Genomic DNA, 16,256 nt, shown 5'->3' on the forward strand with positions numbered 1-16,256 from the left:
AGGGGCATCTTGAAAGCCATTGGGGGTGCCTGCTATGGCTGACCACTGTGCAATGCAGCCGTCAATTGCCTCTGCGTAATCAGCGCGCCTGGAGGGCGGTATGTCGAACCGCAGTCGCGCCACCACACATGGATGCCGAAGCCCTCTGTAGTAGCCGGGTATGACTCGGCAATGTGCGAAGGACAGCCAGTTGGCGGCAGATGGGTTCGTCACGTTGATTTGCTCGCGTTAATGGTCAACAGCGACCACCGCATGCCCGTTTGACCACCGGGCAACAGATCGACGCCCAGCGTGTCATCAATGGCCTGATTGATGGCTTCGTTTGTGGCAAATCGCAAATCAAACAGCTGCCGACAAAAATCGGCCATCTGGCTTCGGTGATCAAAGCACCAGTGAAAGCGCACCAAGTCGCAGGCGTCAACCTGCCAGCCAGCCGATCGAAGTTCATCCAGCGTGGTGTCGCCCAGGAAGACCCCTTCATGGCCGGTGCTGTTGTGTGCCCCCACAAAGCCATCCAAAAAGGACGCAACGTCTGATCCAGCCGCAACGTCCGACAACACCAGTCGGCCACCGGGCTTGGTCACTCGGTGCATGTCTGTGAAGAGCGGACGCTTGTCTTCGATGTGGTGTACGCCTGCAAGGCTGATGACCACATCTTGGGAGTCATCGGCCCATGGCAGCGGCAGCAGTGGCTGACTCGGCGGCAAGGGTGAGTTGGCAGTCCGTGATGCGATGAAGCTCGCGCAGGGCTCATGACCAGTCCATTGAACGCCCGCCGGCAGGTAATCGGCCAAGTAGCCACCGCCAGCCGGCACATCGGCCACGCTTTGACCAGGGGTCAAGCAGGCTCGCGCGATGGCCTGGAGAAACTCCTGATCTCTTGCCCGCGGGTGGCAACGCATGGCGAGGTCATAGGCCGAACCGCGGACATCAAACAGATCGCTGTAGCTTTTCATGAAATGTCTTCGTCCACGGAGGCTTGAGTACTCAACGTTCACCCAGTGACTCGTTGAGCGTCTTCACCAGCGGCTTCATCAAGTAACGCAAAACCGTGTTGGAGCCCGTCTTGATCTCTACCGTGGCGGTCATGCCTGGTTGAATCTCCATGTGTGCACTGGCGCGTCCCGAGAACTTCTTGCCCGTGGTACGAACTTGAACGCGGTAATAGGCCTGCTCGTTCTGCTTCAGGTCTTCGGTCAGGGTGTCCGCACTGATGTAGGTCAGCTTGCCGTTCAGCGAGCCGTAGATGGTGTAGTCGTACGCATCAATTTTCACGTTGGCATCCAGCCCCGGCTTCAGGAAGGCAATGTCCGCCGGGCGAACTTTTGCTTCCACGACAAGGTCGTCTTCCAGCGGGACGATCTGCATCACTTCTTCGGATGCCTTGACGACACCGCCCACGGTGTTGATGCGAATGTTCTTGACAACGCCACTCACCGGCGACACCAAGTGTGTACGGGTCAGCTGATCCTTGCGCTGAGCCAAGGTTTGCTCCACGCCAGCAAGGTCTTCTTCCACCTTGCCCAGTTCGGCTTGCGTGTCTTGCGTGTACTTGTTGCGCTTGTTGACGATCTGTGACTCGAGGTCTGCGACCTGCCGCTGAATCTTCAGCACTTCAGCCATGCTGATGTCACCGGTCGCCAGCAGGGGCTGGTTCATCTGAAGCTCGCGCTTGGCCAATGCCAGGATGCCTTGAAGCGCGCTGATCTCTGACCCGATGGCTTGACGCCGTTTGGCCAACAGCAGTAATTGGTTCTCTTTGAACTGCGGGTATTCTGCGACTTCGTCTGGGAACTTGGGTTCCCCGCCAAAGATCTCGGCATTGAGGCGAGCCTTGGCCGCACGCAATGCCGTCGCCTTGGCTCTGGTTTCCAGATAGGCTGCCTCGGTCTTGGTCGTGTCCAGCTTGACCAGCGTTTGTCCCTTGGTCACCTGGTCGCCTTCTTTCACCAGCACAGCCTCGACCACGCCACCATCCGATGACTGGATGATTTGAGTACGAGAGCTGGCGATCACTTGCCCCGGAGCCCGGGTCACTTGATCAATTTCAGCCTGAGAGGCCCAGACCACGAAAATGATCAGACACAGCAGCGTGATCCAAAGCAGCAGGTGAGGCCGCTGGCTGTCGTCGCGCACGGCGGAGCGCTTGCGTCCGAACAGATTGGAAAAGAAAAGCTTGTTCATGCTGTCTCACCGCCGGCAGATGGCGTTGGATGTTCAGTTTTATTCGGGTTGGGACGTGCTGCCATGAGCTTGGCCAGGGCCGCGTCGCGTGGCTCGCTCATGACCAGTCGCGCCTTATCAACCACCATGATGTGATCGACCAGACCCAGCAAGCTGCGCTTGTGTGTGCACAAGACGATGATGGCGTCCTGGGGGGTGTCAATGAAGAGGTTGCGCATCACAAAGGCCTCCAGATCACCGTCCATGGAGGCTGTCGGCTCATCCAGAAGCAGGATCTTGGGCTTGGCCAACAGCATGCGGGTCAAGCCGACCAACTGGCGTTGACCACCAGACAAACCGCGACCGCCCTCGAAGATGGGCAACTCCAACCCTCTTGGATGGGCGCGAATCAGGCGATCCAGACCCGTGCGCGCTGCGGCAGACAGAATTTGCGCGTCTGTGGGGGAAGGCAAGCCCAGCGTCAGGTTTTCGCGCAGCGTACCATTGAACAGCCGCACATCTTGTGTGAGGTAGCCAATCTGTTCACGCAGAAACTCCGGCGCCAGATGGCGCATGTCGACCCCATCCAGAAAGACGCGTCCCTCCGTTGGCTTGTAGAGCCCTGACAGCAGCTTGATGAGCGTGGATTTCCCCGACCCAACCGGTCCGATCAAACCAATGCGCTGCCCGGGCTTGATCACGAGATTGGTCGGTTGCAGAGCCGTGCCCGCTTCCTCGTAGCTGAAGGAAGCGCCCTCCAGTCTGATCTCGCCCTGACATGATTCCGGAATGATGACGCGTGTGTCGTTTTCCTGATCTCTGGGCAGCGCCATCATGGCATCCAGCTCTTTCAGTGCTGAGCGGGCATGCTGCCATTGCACAAACAAACTGGCGATTTGATTGATTGGAGCCAGCGCACGGTTGCTGATGATGGAGCACGCAATCAGCGCACCTTGTGTCACCAGACCCTGATTGATGGCATAGGCGCCCACGGCGATCAGGCAGACATAGCCCAGGCGCTGAATCGTTTGAGAGAGATTGCTTGACAGCATCGAAGCGGTGCGAATGCGCAACTCGCGTTCGCCAGATTCCGCCGTGAAGCGTTGCCATTTGTTGAACAGCTTCCACTCACCACCTGCAGCCTTGATGGCTTCAATGCCATCAATGGCTTCAATCAACAGGCCGTTCTTCCGGTTGGCATCCTGCAATTGCTCCTCAGACAGGTGAGAAACACGCCAGCGTGCGTACAGGCCGGCAATCAATGACAGGGGCAGCATGGCCAGCGGAACCAGTGCGATGGGGCCGCCAATGATGAAAATGATCCAGATGAAGAACAGCGCAAACGGGGCATCAGCCATCAGGAACAGTGTCCCCGACGTCATGAAGTTGCGCACCATTTCAAACTGGCGAATCTGCCCTGCAAACGTGCCCACCGCTTTGGGGCGCGCGTCCATCCGAATCTGCAGCATCCGGTTGAAGAAGACGCCGGACAACTCCAGATCAATGGCCTTGCTGGCGCGTTCCAGCATGGCCGTGCGCACGTAGGAGATCAGCATTTCCAGGCAGATGGCCAGGAAGGCACCAATCGTCAACACAACCAGCGTGGAGTAGCCTTGCGTGGGAATGACACGGTCATACACCTGCATGCTGTAGAAGCCGCTGACCAGCGCCAACGTGCTGATCAGGAACGTCGCCAGCATGGCTTCAAGGAAGACGCCGCGCCGCTTGCTGATGGCATAGAAAAACCAGTCGCGCGCAGACACGGGCGCTTTGCCCTCGGCCTCACTGAGTTGTGGCGCCGTGCGCAGCATGGCGAACGTGCCGGTGCGTGCCACGGCAGCACTTAACTCCGTGATGCTGCCGTCAGCTTCCTCGCACGAATAGTGGCCGCTGCTGGTGACGCCACGCAGCAGTTTCACGGTCAAATCATCCGGACCAACCCACAGCGCAGGCAACTGTTCCTTGGTGATGGGCTCATTGGATGTGGATGCATCGCCGTCGGGGACGATCGAGAGCCATAGCTCCAAGATACGCTGGGTGGAACTCAGACTCTGTACTTCGGCACCCAGAGCCGTGACCGAAGTCATTCCAAACCGGTGAATGGGAACCGCTCGTCCTTGCATGCCTGCCAGGCGCGAGAGCAGCTTGGCCAAGGAGATATCAAAGTTACTGGTTTCCACGTGCGCGGATTCAATGGCGGAAGTCGTCATGGGGTACGGCCCCTGTGGGGCCGATTCTCACTGTCATTGTTGTTCTGCGGAAGGCAATGCATCGTCAGCACTGCTCGCGGTCAGCTCACCGGTTGCGATCCGCAACTTGATGGCAGACAAGGCTCCCCCCCACTCGGTGTCGATGAGCGAGTAGCGTGCCTGAATGGATTCGCTGCGTGCATTCAACACATCCAGCCAAGTCTTGCGGCCGGCTGCATATTGGCGCACATACGACTCGTACATGTCCCGTGTGACGCTCACCAGTTCTCGCAAAATGGCGGTGTCCTCACGCGCTGACTGAACCTTGTTCCAGTCTGTGCGAACGCTGTCTGAAATGTCCTTGATGGTCGCCTGTTCTTTGTAGGCCGAGGCACTTTCCTGGGCCCTGACTTCATCAATCGCTGACTTGGCAGACAGGCCGTTGCCCGTCTGCATGGTCAGCGCCAGATAGGTGGCTGTGTTGGGATAGTTCTTACCCCAGAGCAGTTCATGGCGAACAGCAATTTGAGGATTCAAAACTGACTTTTTGACTTCAACCTCCGCTTTGACCGCGTTGGTTTCTGCTCCGAGGCGCTTCATCTGAGGGGAGTAGCCCAGGACTTTCTGGACGGTTGATTCGAGATCGCCTGTGGTGGTCAGATCAGGCTTTGGTGCACGAATCTCCGTGACCGGCGCGCCCGTGGCTTGCGCCAAATCGGCCCTGGCATTCATGGCGGCTGTCTGCAGTTGCAGGCGCTCTGAACGCGCTTTCTGCAGCCGTGCCTTGGCCGTGATGACCTCACTCGGTGAGCCAATCCCCTGTGTGCTACGTCGTTCGATCAGCGTCAGCAGTCGCTCGTGCTCTGCAACGTTTTCTTCTGCGGCTTCGATTCGTGCTTTCAGTCGAACCAGCTCCAGAAACGTCGCGGTGACACGGCTCAGCATGGACTGCTCGGTTTCAGCAAGTGCCGCCTCGGCCGCAGTCAGCTTAGCCTCGCTGGATTGGATGCCTGCCGTGATGCGCCCGCCAGTCCACAAAGGCTGTTCCAGCCGCAGCGTGGTGACCGACCCGCTGTCAGCGTTGGCCGAAGACTGACCGGAGAGGCTGGGGTAACGCTGCCACTTGGCCCCCTCAACGCCGTACTGAGCCGCTTGCAACTCGTCGCGCTTGGCCGCTACGACGGGGTGATTGCTTGTGACCAACTGGAATGCATCGTGCAGCGTTAATGGTGCGGCATGGGGTGTGCAGGGGAGGGCACACAGCACAGCCAGTACCAATTTGGTGCCAGAAGCAGAACTGAACAATGACAGACGGGGGGCTTGATTCAGGCTGAGCACGGGGTAATCCTTGGGGTCTGAACGACTTTTCGGGGCAAAGGCGATGGGGCGCATATTCAGTATGGCAGACGGGTTTGCCCTGCGCCAACCGCGAGAGTGGTTGCTTTACATCAACGCGCATGAGTTTTGCTATGCCTAAATACCTAATCCTTGCATAATTGTTTGCAAAACGTAACCGCAGTCCGTCTGTGTCTGTGCCAGTTTGCGATCGTTCAATTCCCAGGAGAGAGCCACATGGCGACAAGAAGTAGTCATCCAAACGGAGCCGTTGCAGCCAAGCTTGCCCAGCAGGACAAGCACAACAAGGCGGCGCAACAAGGTCTGATCAACGATGCCCATAAGGATGCTGTGCAAGCCGCAGATCAGGCGTGGCTGAATGATGCCCAGAAGGCTTGGGAAGAGTCCCGCCAAGCTGAGGCCGATGCTTCGGCTGCTGCACAGCAAGGCGACTTGGTCGTTGATTTGGTCACCGCATCGCATGGCGCAACGGTGGTCGGCGAAAGCCTGGTGGATGCCACCTACCCTGTGGGGGACGAGGCGGCTGGTGCGGCGGCGTTGCTGAACTCCGGTTCGTCCGGTGCTGCTGCGGGTGGTGCATCCGCTGGAACTGCTGGTGGCATTTTCTCTGGTGCAGGCGGCTGGATCGCTGGTGGCTTGGGCGCTGCTTTTGCTGCCGGTACGGTGGATACAGGCGACGAAATCCCTAACTTGGTCGTTATCTCGAATGATCATGGCACTGCGGTCTCTGCAGATGCTGAAACCCCTGCGCATTACGAGCACATTCGCGTCTTGCTCGAAACCGAGACAGGCCCCTATGGTGGCGTGCTGGTGGATGGCGTCAACTCGTACGATGTCGCCTTGCTGGATGGTAGCGACGCTGTAGTTCAGTTCAGTGATAAGTTGCCTGCCGATGTCATCGTCCGAACAGAAGGCGAGTACGCCACGGCTTACGCCGGCCTGTTCGCAACGGGCACCGTGAACGACATCTCCGTGTTGGCTGGTGGAGATCACAGCGCCGCTCGGTATGCGATGAACTACGTCGGTGGCATCAAGGTGATGGGTGCTTCTACCGACGTGAGCGCCGATGTGGCCCAACCTGTGGTTTACTTGAACGGCGGTGATCTCACGGTCGAAGCCACTGCTGCTTACTCTTATGCCTACGCATACTTGGGCGGTATGGTGTCTTCGTCAGGCGATGCTGACCCCACGTACACCATGGTTGGGCGCATCGATCATGTTGACGTACACGCCTCTGCGGCAGGCACGATGGCAGGTGCGACCGTCACCTTGGATGGTGACATCACCGGCGGTATCACGGTGGTTGCCTCGGGCTCTGCCGACGTCAGCACGCCGTATAACATCGAGTATGCAGCGGCTCGTTTTGGCGCCCGTGTTACGGGTGATGTCACGGGTGGCGTGGAGGTTTCCGCAACTGGCGAGGGCAGCTATGCCATGGCTGGGGCGTACGTCGGCGGCGATTTCAGCGGCGGCATTGATGTTGTCGCGTCGGGGGCGTATGTCGTCACTGGCGAGGATAGCCAAGGTTCGCGTGCTTATGGGTATGTCCTCGCTGAGGGTGATTTGCATGGCGACGTGAGTGCTCATGCAGAGTCAGAGCGCTCTTATGCGTATGCGTTTGCTTATGCGCAAGGCAATGCGTATGGCGATGTTTCCGCTACGGCCTCGGGCGCAACGTCACGTGCTTACGCTGGCTTCTATGTGGGCGGCACTTACTCTGACGATGTGACAGTGACGGCTGACGGCGAATATGCTCGTGCTTACGCACGGTTCAACGCGCGGCCCTATCCAGGCTCTCCGGACGGGGTACTGGAGGGTAGTTCGCTGGCGGTTCATGCCACTGGCGATTACTCGTATGCATACGCCTACGCGGGTGCCTACCTGTCGAACGACACATTCTGGTTGCATGGCACGGCTGGTTCCATCGATGCGGAAGCATCCGGTTTGTCGTCACGCGCCACTGTTCGCTTTAACATCGACGGCGATGTGGCTGGCGACATCCATGTGATGGCCACAGGTGACAACAGCAGCGCGGTCTTCGGCGAAGACTTTGCACAGCGTCATGTGCACATCGCGGGTGACGTGGTTGGTGACGTGACCATTGCAGCGACGGGGACGAATAGCTTCGCCTATTCGTGGACGGATGTCGGGCACGATGTTCAAGGCGACGTGTCGATCACGGCATACAACGGAAGTTACGCCGGATTGAAGATGTCCGCTGAGAATGTTCAAGACATTCACATCACGGCCGGGTCGGGGGACACAACCGGCATGGTGGTGGTCAGCTTGGATGTTGATCAGTACTACGACAACGGCACCACTGAGGTTGCCTCGCATGTTGGTAGCGTCAGCGTCACAGGTGATGTCGGCAGTTCGGTGAGTGTGTCGTTCGCAGACCGCTTTGCCAACGACATCCATCTGGGTACCGATGCGACCGCTTATGACGGCAACTTCTCGTTGTCGTTGGGCGTGGCTGATGACCTGTTGGACAAGGACGCAACCGACTGGTCCTCGGCGCTGGATACGACGGTCACGTCCGAAGACACCGCCTTCCTGAAGGATCACATGATCACGATCGACGGGTTTGCTGATGGCTTGGGCGCTGATTCGATCACCTTCAGTCATGCGGACTTTGCCAGCGCGATTTACGAAGATGGCGGCTCGTTCGACACGATCGCCAGCTTCTTGGCGTCGGCCGATGCTGCGCTGGACACCGTGGGTGTTTATTTCGGTGCAGTGGACACCAACGGTGACCACGTTGCAGACACTGGCTTCTTGGCTGTCGATGGCGATCACAGTGGCATCTCGTATGTGATCCGTTTCACCGATCTCACCGAGTTCGAGCAAGGCTACGTGACCAACTCGGTCCCAGTCAACCTCTGATGCAGTCTTCTGACTGATCAAGCGAGCGTTGTCGCAAAAGCCCGTGCCGAAAGGCACGGGCTTTTTCAATTAAGCTGGACAGCCGATGACCCGATCCGCCTCTACACGTCCTCCCCACGCCGAGAGTCACCCGGTTCTTGAGCAAGCCAAAGCGCTCATCAAGACGGGCGCGAGCAAACAAGCGGCCGATTTGCTACTGACGCATGTCGCCAGCATCCCGAGGCAACCGGGTGCTCATCTTTTGTGCCACGCGGCCTTGGCCTTGCGGTATGAAGACCGGGTCTCCGCCATCGCATGTGCTGAAGCGGCGCACGAACGCATGCCCGATTTGGCTCGCCCATTGGCGCTCATGGCCACGTTGTACGAAGACGCTCGCCGCCGCAAGGATGCCATGCCTGCGCTGCTTCAGGCCCGACAAGCCAAAGCGTCGCCGTTCGAGTTGACCGACATCGGCCGACAACTCTCACGCATGGGTGACCACAGAAACGCCCTGGACGCCGTCAAAGAAGGCTATCGCCAATCTGGTCAGGCATTGGGGTTGGCTTCGTACGCCTTGCGAGTCGCATTGCAATGTGCGGACTGGGATTTTGTCGAGCAGTTGACCCGCCAATTGCTGCTAGCCCATCAACAAGGGGAGACGGAAGCCGCAACCGAGACACCCAGAACGCATGCGCTGTGGTGTGATGACGAGGCGATCAACATCGCGGTTGCCAGCAACTTTGCACGCAAGGCGTTTCCTTCACAAAAGCCGATGGCCACACAGGCGCACGCCGATGCCGCCGGCCGCAAGTTACGGATTGGTTATCTGTCGTACGACTATCGCGAGCATGCGACCTCGCTGCTTGCCATGGGCGCACTGCGTCACCATGACCGCGACCGGTTTGAGCTTTATGGTTATTGCACCAGTTTTGACGATGGCTCGGCCATGCGCCGAGACATCCTGTCGCGCTTTGACAAGGTACGAAGCCTGGCAAACCTGAAGGATGAGGCCGCAGCCAAAAAGATCTTTGAAGACCGGATCGACGTGCTCATCGACCTCAATGGGCTGACCGAAGGCACGCGCCTCGGCATCCTCGCCTGGAAGCCTGCCCCTGTTCAGATCAGCTATCTTGGCTTCCCGGGCACCTCGGGTGGTCGCTTCATGGACTATGTCATCGCAGATGGCTACACCGTGCCAGAGGGGGGGGAGTCGCTCTATCCCGAGAAGCTGATCCGGTTACCGCATACCTACCAGGTCAACGACTACATCGCGCGCTATTTGCCCCCGCCGCCCCGCCGGCGCCCGGACGGGCTGCCTGAGGGTGCCTTGGTGCTGGGGGTGTTCAACAATATCAACAAAGTCAGCCGAGACGTCTGGCGGGCGTGGATGAAAATCCTGTCCTCGGTACCCGAGGCGGTACTGTGGCTGCTGGAGCCTGGCGAAGTAGCGCGAGACTTTCTGCGCAAAGAAATTGAGGCGTGTGGCGTCGAGCCATCTCGCGTGGTGTTCGCGCCAAAGTGTCGGCAAGAGCTTCATCTCGCTCGCATGAGGCTGTGCGACTTGATGTTGGACCCTTGGCCTTACGGTGGTCACACTACGACCAGTGACGCATTGTTCGCTGGCGTGCCAGTGGTCACGCTGGAGGGGCGCAATTTTGCATCCCGTGTCAGCGGTGGGCTGCTGCATGCAGCCGGACTACAGGGATTGGTGCAAAAGGACACCAATGCGTACGTGCAGTGTTGTGTCAGTTTGCTGCGGGACCCCAAGCGACTCATGGCGCTCAAGCAGCATCTGGTCCGGCAACGTCGACAATTGCCGGTCTTTGATGCTGTTGGGCGAACCATGTACCTGGAAGCGGCCTACACCGCTGCGCACGAGCGCGCCGTGAAGGGCTTGGCGCCAGATCATTTGTGGGTCAGACCTCGGCGTGCTCCCCCTCAACCGGTGACCGCCAAGCCATGACGAACCAACGCAATGCCGACCCAGCGCCGTTGCGCGTGGCCGTGGTGACACCCTGCTGGCAAGAGTCACCCGAGATTCTGGGGCGCTGCATGGCTTCCGTGCGTGCGCAAACTTATCCTGTGACGCACATTCTGGTGTCTGATGGGGCAGACCTATGTGTGCCGCAACCATCGGGTGTGATGCACATTCGGCTGCCATTCAACATCGGCAACAGTGGCGGGACCCCACGTGGCTTGGGGGCACAGCTCGCCTTTAACCTCGGGTTTGATGCCGTCGCTTTTCTGGATGCAGACAACTGGTATGACCCCGGGCATATCGAGTCTGCAGTGCACGCCTTGCGTCGACAGGCCGATGTCGTGTTTGCGCGCCGTCGAGTGGTCTTTCCTGACGGCGAGGTGATGACCGCCAAGGACCCTACAGATGAGTCGGGGCAGCATGTCGACACCAACTGCTACGTCATCAGTCGCCGTGCTGCGTTTTTGATGCCGCTCTGGTTGATGTGGCCGAAAGAGTTCGGGGTGGGCGAGGACCGCATGATGCTGGTCATGGTCAAGAAGACGGGGCTGAGGACGGAAACGCTCGAAACTCCCACCGTCTGGTATCAGACAAACTGGCCCATCCATTACAAGCTGCAGGGCAAGGTGCCCGTCGCACCGCTGAGGGCACCTCAGCGCAGTGTGGCCACGCACTTTGATCACAACACGTTCCACCAGTTAACGGGGATGGCTGCCCCGACTGCGGAAAACGAGGTGCCTTGTGGTGTGGGTGCTCGACAAAAAATGGGTCTGGTGGTGGTCGATTGGCGGATGCGTCAGTCGCGTGGGACGCCGTTGCATCCGATCGCAGATCTGGATCTTTATGTATTGCCAGACGATGTGCCGCACCCATGTGATGAGCCACGTTCGCCAAGCATCGTGGGCATGAGCTTGCCTCGGCACCGGGGTTACTCAGGTACTGCTGCGGGTCTGGCTGCTGCGCTAGCCTTCATGAACGGCTGCAATCAAGTGGTGGTCATTCAGGGCGACTGGACGGCTGCGCAAGACGAGTTGCGGGACATCTATCAACGCGTGACGCTTATGGATGCGCCACTTCAGGTTGAGTCTGTGGTGCTGCGGAGCGGCGAGTCGTGCCACGTCTCCGTGTTCCGCCGGTCACATGCGTATCTGGCTTTGCTGTATGCGCAATTGCTGGTGGACTTTGATGCTGTCACGCGATTGGAGTGGCTTCGTCGCATTGGTCAATGGCGTGCAGGCGGAGACATGAGCGCATCATCCTTGGTGTTGCCTCACGCCTTGCCTCCATCGCGGTTACAGGCTTTGACTCAACGGACCGGCCTCAGGTTGACGGCCCATGCGGGCGTCAATCGAATGGGCGAGAGTCAGAAGGGAGCGATTGCGTGATCTGTCATGCCAGGATTCTGCGAGAGGCGCGAAGCGTCCATATCGTGGTCGCGGTCGTTCTGTGGCTGGTCTCCACATTGACCTCAGCGCAGGACGTCCGGCCAGTCCAGCCCGCCTCAACGTACGTCACGGGCAGTGCATTTTGCGTGGCGCCAAACGGATTGTTCGCGACGGCGAATCATGTGATCAAGGGGCGTGAGGTCATTTTCCTGGGGCAATCGGCAGCCGACAAATTTCTGCGGGCTCGATTGATCAAAGCTGATGCAGACCTGGATTTGGCCTTGCTTCAAGTGCAAGGCAGTTGTCGGCCTGTTGAAATCGCCGAGTGGTCTTCTGTGCCCATTGGGCTAGATGTTTATGTCTTGGGCTATCCCAGTCCCACCTATCTGGGGCGTTCACTGAAAATCACCAACGGGTTGATCAGTGGCTATCGTCGCAGTACCGATATGCTTTTTCAGTTGAGTGCCGCGGTGCAAAAGGGGAACTCTGGTGGTCCGGTGTTTTCTCCTGACGGCCTGGTGGTCGGTGTGGTCGAGCGGAAGCTGGATGCGCTGAAGATGGCCGAGAAAAACGGTGACCTGGTTCAAAACGTGAGCTATGCCATCCAGTCAGCATCGCTGTGCAGGTTCCTGAAGTCCAACGGCGTTGATTGCGCCCCCAAGCAGGTCGATCCCAAGGCGCGGAAAATGTCGCATCAAATTTATGCCGACAATTTGGCGACGACGTGGATCGTCATTGCGCGGGATAGCAAGACCGACGATAACCAAGCCAATAACTGAGACGGTTGAAAGTCATGGAAGATATCTTGTCTGTGTTGATCCCTTTCGAGGGGATTGAAGCCATCAGCATTGGTGGCTCGCGTGCACTGGGTTTGGCATCGGCCACGTCAGACTTTGACATCGTGCTGCATACACGTGATGCAAATTGTTTTGCGAACAATGACTTGATCAAAGCGTTGGAGCAGTTGGGCGAAGGCTGCAAGCTTACAAAGACCCCTGCTTTGATTTCGGCCGAAAAGGGGGGGCAGAAATTTGAGTTCTTCTTAAAGGATCTGCCATCGATCGAGCGCGATGTGGAGCAAGCCAGGCAGGGTAAGTTCAAGTGGTTCATCAAGCCACTGTTTCCGCACGGCGATCTCAGTACAACGCCATTGGCGCATTTGGCGCATCTCGATTGCATGTTCGATCGATCAGGCGCGCTCAAACGCGTCAGAGATGCCGTGACCCCCATGCCTCCTGCGCTGGTGACATCCTTGCTGCAATACTTCTCGGTGCAGATGGACATCACGGTCATTCATGCTTTGAAGGTGAATAAGTATGCCGACCTCCAATATCTGGTGGCCTTGTCATCGCAATTCGTCTTCTTCTTCGACATCCTGATGTTCGCGCTGAACGACACCTATCCTGTTCTGGAAAAAGGCGGGGCAAGACTGGTGCAGCGGTTGCCGAAATTGCCAGAGCAGTATGCAGATGCGTTGCGTGTGCTCCTGCCTGTTGATGGCACCCTGAGTCTGGATGAGGCGCACACTGCCATGCAGGCCCTCAATACTCAGGTGCAAACGATGGTGAAGGACAAGTTGTCCGTGATGACCGGTGTTCGGTCTTGAGGGAAGACTGAGATATGAAGAAGCGACAAGTCGTATTCATTGGTGGTGCCATGCGAAGCGGGACCACGGCGATTCATCGAGCGCTCTGTGGCGGCGATAACACCAATCCCTACATCTCAGAGAGTTGGTACCTTCTCGATGTGATGCGGATCTACAAATGGAATCTGGCCCGCTATGAGGTGCGCAACGAAGACCAGTTCGGATCGGTGGAGAACTTCCAGGACGTCATCTTCAGCAATTTCCGCCAGTACCTGACGCTGATCGCTGCTCGGTACAACGACCCGGAAGTGATCATGCTGAAGAACCCGGAGTTGACGCACCACTTCAACGACATCTCCGACTATTTTCCAAGCTTCAAGTTTGTTGTCATTGTTCGAGATCCGCGAGATGTGATCGCCTCCGTCAAACGTGTCCAAGCGCGCCATATGGAGGATGGTCTTCATACGCCACAAACCGCACTCAAGTCCATGGCTGACTTCTGCCGGGAATACATGTCGTATTACAACGCGGTCGATTTCGTTCGACTGAAGGGCAAGTACATCTTCGTGAAGTACGAAGACTTCGTCTCTAACCCTGCTGATCAATTGGTCAAGGTCGGGGTCTTCACCGGAGCTCAATACGATCCGGACAAAGCCATCAAGTTCTCGGACGAGCACCAGAAGGCTGCCAACTTCGACAAGGACAAGCGTCTGAACGACAAGTTCTCGGGTGCCTTCTGGTCGGACATGTACACCAAAGACATTTCTGATGCTCGGGTTGGTAGCTACAAAAACGATCTGACCGACGACGAGGTGGTCGAGATCCAGAGCCGCATCGGCGACTTTGGCCGCAAGTTCGGTTACTGGTGATCCACAAAGAAAAAGCCCTGAATCGGTGAGATTCAGGGCTTTGTATATGGTGGAGCCGGGGGGAATTGAACCCCCGTCCGTAAGCCATCATCGAGCAGTTCTACATGTGTAGTCGTCTGATTTGATTCTCGCCAACCTGATCGCGCAGCGACACGCTACCAAGCCAGCCAGTCACTTGAATCTTGGCCTGAACCGAGTGACCCGGCTCAAGCCCAGCCTATGTGAATGACCTCTCAGCCCTTGTCTTGCGACTCAAGCCCAGCCCATAGGCCAACTGTTGAGAGGCTCACCGGTATTAAGCGGCGAGTGCGAACGATTCGTCGTTTGCAGTTAGTTTTTTTCCAGTGGATTTACGAGCTGACTGGTGCTCGACATGCCCTGTCCCGAATCCGCACCCACGTCGAAACCAGGTCGGCCCCAGGAAGAAAGGTCATTGTAGGCCGGATCGCTCCGGCCGTGTGACCTTGGTTCAAGATATTGTGCTGCTCGGCCAGATTTCAAGAGGGGTCGACCAAGCCCTTGCACATCTGGTTGAGCACCTCTTCTTCGTCGCCGCCCAACTTGCCCGCTGCCAGCCGTGCGGCACGCTCGATTTCTCGCAAGCGCATGCGCAAAGCGTCTTGAACCGCTTCGGCCTCGGCCATGTCTTCCGGGGTGATGGTGCCCAAACTCCAGAGGCCGCTTTCGTTCCAACCCTGACGCAGCTTGTGCAGCAGATAGCGGCTCAGCTCGGCAGCACGTTGCAGGCCCTCGCTGGACTCGGCAGGCAGGGTGCCATCAATGTGGTTCATGGCTTCCTGCAGGATCACGTCCAGTCTCGACAGTGACACTTGCAGATCAGACAGGGTTCCCTTGGCTTGCATGGGCTTGACGGCGCGTGCTGCGGCTGCCAAGGGGCCAGACAGGTGGATGTCGAATTCGCCGGGTACCACCCGCAGGGCCACGCTGGCATGGTGCAGGTTCGCATGCGGGCTGCGCAGGGCGGCCAAGCCGGCATCGGTGACCGACAGCAGTCGCCCCAGCGTGGACATCTTGTCTCCGGTCAGCCGATGGGGGTAACCCGATCCGTCCAGTCGCTCATGGTGCTCACCAACGGCTCGGGCGATGTCTTTCGGATAGTCGGTCAGTTGTGTCAGCAGCAACTGACCAATGTGGGGGTGAACCACCAACTGGCGGTAGCTTTCGATATCCAATGTGGCCAAAGCATCTGCCTCGCCATACTCGGGGGCCACATACATCTCACCGACGTCGTGGAGCAGGCCAGCGGTCATGGCCATGGAGACCAGCTTGTCGTCGCCACCGCGGCCGCGGGCCAGTGCTCCGGCAACGGCCATGGCCTCTACCGCATGCGCAAAGGCCAGAGGTCGTGCTGTCTGGACCGTGCTCAGCAGCAATTGCACCACCGAGTGCAGGTGTACGCTGGCCGCGCCTTTGATCAGGGCCTCCGCATAAGGCATCAGCAGCGGGCGCAGCGGGCCGTCATCCTTCAGCAGACGAGCCACTTCTTGGGCCAAGGTGGCCGAGGTCACGCCGTCTTCCACCATCAGACTGGTTTCAAGCGGCTTGGTCAGCGCACGGTCCATCAGCTTGCGCTGAAGGTCGCGCGACACAGGCTGGTCGCGTGCCCAAAGCTTGATGCCGCTGATGTCGAAGATGTCGCTGGATGCGATGATCGACTTGGTTTCGCTGGCTTCCAGAATGGTGGCCAGCGCGTGGGGGTTGGCCGTTTTGAAATCGGCCTGAACAGCGGGAAGACTCATGACGTGCTCCTCTGCGGCGCCCATCGTGCAGGCCCTCACCTGCTGGGGCGCCTCGGTACATTATGGCGCCCGGGGCAAGGCACGTCACCTAGCAAAACGCCGGGCAAAA

At 58.3% G+C, this 16,256-nt stretch carries 11 protein-coding genes and 1 other RNA gene; 6 read left to right on the plus strand and 6 right to left on the minus strand.

Annotated features, from left to right (window positions below; translation table 11 throughout):
- Window positions 1-209: 209 nt before the first annotated feature.
- From ACOYNB_RS05755 to ACOYNB_RS05770, 4 genes are read right to left on the minus strand one after another with little or no spacing between them, the layout of a single operon-like run.
- The gene (locus ACOYNB_RS05755) at window positions 210-956 is read right to left on the minus strand and encodes a class I SAM-dependent methyltransferase (protein ID WP_422838175.1); all 747 of its coding nucleotides are present in this window, start codon (window positions 954-956) and stop codon (window positions 210-212) included.
- A 31-nt stretch (window positions 957-987) separates the two neighbouring features.
- Complete coding sequence (locus ACOYNB_RS05760) at window positions 988-2,184, minus strand: HlyD family type I secretion periplasmic adaptor subunit (protein ID WP_422838176.1); 1,197 nt, start codon at window positions 2,182-2,184, stop codon at window positions 988-990.
- Complete coding sequence (locus ACOYNB_RS05765; RefSeq protein WP_422838177.1) at window positions 2,181-4,373, minus strand: ATP-binding cassette domain-containing protein; 2,193 nt, start codon at window positions 4,371-4,373, stop codon at window positions 2,181-2,183. The genes ACOYNB_RS05760 and ACOYNB_RS05765 overlap by 4 nt, the downstream gene beginning before the upstream one ends.
- Before the next feature lie 33 nt (window positions 4,374-4,406).
- A complete protein-coding gene (locus ACOYNB_RS05770; protein WP_422838178.1) occupies window positions 4,407-5,690 on the minus strand; it encodes a TolC family protein in 1,284 nt (427 codons plus the stop codon).
- 234 nt (window positions 5,691-5,924) lie between these two features.
- On the opposite strand from ACOYNB_RS05770, the gene ACOYNB_RS05775 reads away from it, so the two are divergent.
- From ACOYNB_RS05775 to ACOYNB_RS05800, 6 genes are all read left to right on the plus strand, one after another.
- Window positions 5,925-8,591 carry a hypothetical protein gene (locus ACOYNB_RS05775; RefSeq protein ID WP_422838179.1) on the plus strand — a complete coding sequence of 889 codons (2,667 nt, stop codon included), beginning with the start codon at window positions 5,925-5,927 and terminating at the stop codon, window positions 8,589-8,591.
- Between the two features lie 85 nt (window positions 8,592-8,676).
- Window positions 8,677-10,533 (plus strand): hypothetical protein, encoded by a 1,857-nt coding sequence (locus tag ACOYNB_RS05780; RefSeq protein ID WP_422838180.1) that lies wholly within the window; start codon window positions 8,677-8,679, stop codon window positions 10,531-10,533.
- Window positions 10,530-11,933, plus strand: coding sequence for a glycosyltransferase family 2 protein (locus ACOYNB_RS05785; RefSeq protein WP_422838181.1), 1,404 nt, complete (start codon window positions 10,530-10,532; stop codon window positions 11,931-11,933). Before ACOYNB_RS05780 ends, ACOYNB_RS05785 begins: the two co-directional genes overlap by 4 nt.
- A gap of 44 nt (window positions 11,934-11,977) precedes the next feature.
- The gene (locus ACOYNB_RS05790; RefSeq protein ID WP_422838182.1) at window positions 11,978-12,712 is read left to right on the plus strand and encodes a S1 family peptidase; all 735 of its coding nucleotides are present in this window, start codon (window positions 11,978-11,980) and stop codon (window positions 12,710-12,712) included.
- A 14-nt stretch (window positions 12,713-12,726) separates the two neighbouring features.
- A complete protein-coding gene (locus tag ACOYNB_RS05795) occupies window positions 12,727-13,539 on the plus strand; it encodes a hypothetical protein (RefSeq protein ID WP_422838183.1) in 813 nt (270 codons plus the stop codon).
- A 14-nt stretch (window positions 13,540-13,553) separates the two neighbouring features.
- The gene (locus ACOYNB_RS05800; RefSeq protein WP_422838184.1) at window positions 13,554-14,387 is read left to right on the plus strand and encodes a sulfotransferase family protein; all 834 of its coding nucleotides are present in this window, start codon (window positions 13,554-13,556) and stop codon (window positions 14,385-14,387) included.
- 47 nt (window positions 14,388-14,434) lie between these two features.
- Here the strand turns inward: ACOYNB_RS05800 and ssrA are convergent.
- Window positions 14,435-14,806, minus strand: a transfer-messenger RNA (tmRNA) gene (gene ssrA, locus ACOYNB_RS05805).
- 78 nt (window positions 14,807-14,884) lie between these two features.
- Window positions 14,885-16,147: an HD-GYP domain-containing protein gene (locus ACOYNB_RS05810; protein ID WP_422838185.1), complete on the minus strand. Its 1,263-nt coding sequence runs from the start codon at window positions 16,145-16,147 to the stop codon at window positions 14,885-14,887.
- Between the last annotated feature and the right edge of the window lie 109 nt (window positions 16,148-16,256).

Origin of the sequence: Aquabacterium sp., assembly GCF_049317225.1 — a bacterium.
Classification (GTDB): Bacteria; Pseudomonadota; Gammaproteobacteria; order Burkholderiales; family Burkholderiaceae_C; genus Aquabacterium.